Annotated in this window: 2 protein-coding genes; both read right to left on the reverse strand. The window is 66.2% G+C overall.

Features of this window, described 5'->3' with window-relative positions; all coding sequences use genetic code 11:
• Positions 1 to 443, reverse strand: a 443-nt coding sequence (locus ACIPUD_RS39605; RefSeq protein ID WP_085348214.1) for a chemotaxis protein CheW, incomplete at its 3' end; no start/stop codon positions are given.
• Positions 444 to 474: 31 nt separating this feature from the next.
• Complete coding sequence (locus ACIPUD_RS39610) at positions 475 to 3,309, reverse strand: hybrid sensor histidine kinase/response regulator (protein WP_446482970.1); 2,835 nt, start codon at positions 3,307 to 3,309, stop codon at positions 475 to 477.
• Positions 3,310 to 3,311 lie beyond the last annotated feature (2 nt).

Raw genomic sequence — 3,311 nt, forward strand, 5'->3', positions numbered from 1 at the left:
TCGAGGACGCGATCGACGTCGAGGACGACCATGAGCTGGCCGTCGAGACGGTGGACACCGCCGGCGAGCTTGGCCATGCGGGGGTCGAGATTGACGGGGTTTTCTTCCATGCCGTCCTCGGCGAGCCGCAGCACTTCGCCGATCTGGTCGATCAGGAGGCCGTAGGATTCACCGCGCAGATCGACGCCGACCGCCATCGGGATCTTGCCGTCCTCGGGCTTGGGCAGGCCGAGCCGGGCGCGCATGTCGACCACGGTGACGATGCGGCCGCGCAGGTTCAGCACGCCCGCGATCTCGCGCGAGGACAGCGGCACGCGGGTGACGCGCTCGGGCATGAACACGTCCTGGACGCGGGAGATCGGCAGGCCGAACAGCTGGCCGCCGATCATCGCGGTGACGTATTCGACCATGGCGCCTTCGCCGGACTGGGTCTTCTTGGTCATGTGCGTATCTCCTGATCCATCCCGCTGGGGTTTAGGCGGCTGCGCGGCTCAGCTCGGAGGCACCGGCGGCGCCCGCGGTCTGTTCCTTCAGCGCCGCGATCAGACCGGGACGGTCGAACTTGGCGACATAGTCGTGGAAGCCGGCCTGACGGCCGCGCTCGATCGCCGCCGGCGACACCAGCGCGGAGAGCCCGATGATCGGCATCGCGCCCAGATTGCTGTCGGAGCGGATGGTCTCGGCAAACTCGAACCCGTTCATGTCGGGCATCTCGATGTCGGTCAGGACCACGTCGAAGCTCTGCGCGCGCAGCGCCGCCAGGCCCTCCTGCGCGGTCGGCGCGGTGCGGACGCGGTAGCCGGCGGCCTTGAGCACCGGGGCCAGCATGTTGCGGAAGAACGCCGAATCGTCGACCAGCAGCACCGATTGCGAGTGCAGCGACGGCTTCATCTCCTTGCGGGTGAACCAGTCGGAGAACGCCATCGGCAGGAAGTGGCCGACGTCGATCACTTCGGTGGCCTGGCCCTTGATCACGGCCGAGCCGAGAATGCCGGAGGAGGATCCGCCGACCTCGATGTTGAGCCGTTCCTCGACGATGTCGATGATCTCGTCGACGACGAGGCCCATGGAGCGGCCGTCGTCGGAGAACACCAGGATCGGCTGGGCGCCCTGGCTCGCGATGGTGACGCTCTCCATGGCAACGAGCGGCATCAGCTGCTCGCGGTACTGCACCATGTAGCGGCCGTTCGAGAACTCGATCTTGTCGGCCGGGAGCTCTTCCAGGCGCGTGACGAGCCCGAGCGGGACCGCCTTGGGCTGGGCCGAGCCGGCGCGGAATACCAGCAGTGAGGTGGTTTGCTCGCCCGATCCGATGCTGTGCGTCCCGTTCTCGTTGTTCATGTCATGGGCCGAGGAGCCGGCGGCGCCGAGCGCCTTGGCAATGCCGTTGGGGTCGATGATCATGATGACCGCGCCGTCGCCCAGGATGGTATTGCCCGAGAACATGTCGATGTGGCGCAGTTTCGTCGACATCGGCTTGACCACGATTTCTTCGGTGTGGAACACGCCGTCGACGACGATGCCGAAGGTCTGGCTGCCGACCTGCGTCACCACGATGAAGCCGTTCTCGGGATCGGAGACGGCGCCGTCGTCGATCTTGAGCAGCTTCTTGAGATGGATCAGCGGCAGCAGCTTGTTGCGCAGCCTGAGAACCGCGGTGTCCTTGATGCGCTCGATGCGGTGCTCCGAGTTGGCGCGGGCCCGCACCAGCTCGACCACGGAGAGCTGCGGGATCGCAAAGCGGTCGCCGGCGGCTTCCACGATCAGCGCGGAGACGATGGCGAGCGTCAGCGGGATCTTGATGGTAACGGAGGAGCCTTCACCGGCGACCGACTTGATGTCGATGGTGCCGCCGATCTGGTCGATATTGGTGCGCACCACGTCCATGCCGACGCCGCGTCCCGACACCGAGGTGATGGCGGCCGCGGTCGAGAAGCCCGGGGCGAAGATGAACTTGTGGATCTGGGCTTCGCTCATCTTCTCGAGCTCGGCCTCGGTGACCAGACCTGAGGAGATCGCCTTGGCCTTGATCCTGTCGGTGTTCAGGCCACGGCCGTTGTCGGCGATGCAGATGATGATGTGGCCGCCCTCGTGATAGGCGGACAGGCGAATGGTGCCCTGCTCGCCCTTGCCGCCGGCGAGACGCTCGGCCGGGGTCTCCAGGCCATGGTCGGCGGAGTTGCGCACCATGTGGGTGAGCGGGTCCTTGATCAGGTCGAGCACCTGGCGGTCGAGCTCGGTGTCGGCGCCGTGCATCTCCAGCTCGATCTGCTTGCCGAGTTCGCTCGAGAGGTCGCGAACGATGCGGGGCAGCTTCTGCCAGGCATTGCCGATCGGCTGCATGCGCGTCTTCATGACGCCTTCCTGCAGCTCGGCGGTGACGTTGGACAGCCGCTGCAACGGCACCTTGAACTCGGTGTCCTCGTTGCGGCGGGAGATCTCCAACAGCTGGTTGCGGGTCAGCACCAGCTCCGAGACCATGGTCATCAGATGCTCCAGCGTATCCACGTTGACGCGGATCGACTGGTTGGCGATGCTGGCTCCCTCGGCGGCGCCCTCGTCGGCGATCGACTTCTTCGGCGCGGCCTTGTCCTTCGCCTTGGTCTCCTTCGCGGCTTCCTTGGCAACAGGCACCGGGGCTTCAGCGGCAGGCGGAGGCTCCGCCTTGACTTCGGCCTTGGCAACCGGGACCGGCACTTCGATCGCGGTCTCGCGGAAGGCACGCTCGAGCTCGTCGAGCGAGACTTCGCCCGGACGCAGCGGACGCTCCAGGCTCTGGTCGGCCAGCACGCCGGAGGTCGGCGCGGCTTCAACGGCGACAGGCGCGTCCGGCACCAGCGGCGGCGCTTCGGCAACGGCAGCAGCAGCGCCGGCCGGCATCGGCTGCGCCGAGCCTGACGCGATCGGCTGCGCCGACGCTGACATAGCCGCCATGCCCTGCTCGACCATCGCTTCCAGCTTGTCGATGAGATCGCGGTCGGTGCCCTCGGGCTCGGCTTCGGTCGCCTCCAGCCCGGCCAGAATTTCCTTGATGCGGTCGATCGAGGACAGGATCACCGTCACCGCCTGCCCCGTCACCGGCATGCCGTCACGGAATTTGCCCATCAGCGTCTCGCCGGCATGCGCCAGCGCTTCCAGTCGCGGCAATCCGAGGAAGCCGCACGTGCCCTTGATGGTGTGGACCAGCCGGAAAATGTTATCCAGGATCTTGGCGTTGTTCGGCTCCTGCTCGAACTTCACCAGCTGATTGTCCACGGTGTCCAGGCTCTCGCTGGTTTCCGTCAAAAACTCCCGCAACAGATCATCCATGA

The sequence above is a fragment of the Bradyrhizobium sp. CAR08 genome (assembly GCF_052871955.1).